Origin of the sequence: Streptomyces sp. NPDC060031 (genome assembly GCF_042736805.1) — a bacterium.
In the GTDB taxonomy this organism is placed as follows: Bacteria; Actinomycetota; Actinomycetes; order Streptomycetales; family Streptomycetaceae; genus Streptomyces.
On the sequence record NZ_JBHWVM010000220.1, the window covers coordinates 1 to 1,130 of the forward strand.

At 64.8% G+C, this 1,130-nt stretch carries 1 protein-coding gene; it reads left to right on the plus strand.

Annotated features, from left to right (window positions below; translation table 11 throughout):
* Positions 1-1,101 (plus strand): IS256 family transposase (locus ACFWB8_RS37145; RefSeq protein WP_385237764.1); only part of this gene is annotated, 1,101 nt, incomplete at its 5' end.
* Positions 1,102-1,130: the final 29 nt, after the last annotated feature.

The window sequence follows — 1,130 nt, forward strand, 5'->3', positions numbered from 1 at the left end:
GCCACCGCGAGGATCGGCGCCGATTGGGGTGAACACACCGAGGCCCGCACCGCCTATCGCAACGGGCACCGGGAGAAGACCCTCACCACACAGGCCGGTGATCTGGAACTCGCTATCCCGAAACTGCGGGCCGGCAGCTTCTTCCCGAGCCTGCTGGAACGACGGCGCCGTATTGATCAGGCCCTATACGCCGTGATCATGGAAGCGTACGTCCACGGCGTGTCCACGAGATCCGTCGATGACCTGGTCAAGGCCCTGGGTTCGGACACCGGGATATCGAAGAGTGAGGTCTCCCGGATCTGTGCCGGCCTCGATGAACAGCTCGAGGTGTTCCGCACCCGGCCTCTCGATCACATCCGGTTTCCGTACCTGTTCCTCGACGCGACCTACGTCAAGGCACGGGTTGATCACCGGATCGTCTCCCAGGCCGTGGTCATCGCGACCGGGGTCACCGAGGACGGCGGGCGTGAGGTCCTCGGCATCATGGTCGGCGACAGCGAGACCGAGGCCTTCTGGTCCCAGTTCCTTCGTCACCTGCGCGAACGCGGTCTCACAGGCGTCCGCCTGGTGATCTCCGACAGTCACAGCGGACTGGTCAAGGCCATCCGGAAGGTCATGATCGGTGCCGCCTGGCAGCGCTGCCGCGTCCACTTCGTCCGCAACGTGTTCTCCGTGATCCCCAAAGGCTCCGCGGAGATGGTCGCCGCGACCATCCGCACCCTCTTCGCCCAGCCCACCGCCGAAGCCGTCCGATCCCACCTCGACACCGTCGCCGACATGCTCGGCGGACAGTTCCCCAGGGTCAGGGAGATGCTGCTGGGAGCAAAGGAGGACCTGACCGCGTTCGCGGACTTCCCCCATCAGCACTGGAAGAAAATCCAGTCGACGAACCCGCTCGAGCGCCTGAACCGGGAGATCAAACGACGCTCCGACGTCGTCCAGGTCTTCCCCAACACCGCCGCCGTCAGCCGCCTGGCCACCGCCGTCCTCACCGAACTCCACGACGAATGGGTCGCCTTCCCCCGCCGCTACCTCTCCATCGAAAGCATGGACAGCCTCTATCCGGACACCAACGCCAACCTGCCTGGCACCATCCAGTGATCAGCTACACCACCACAAGGGACATGACC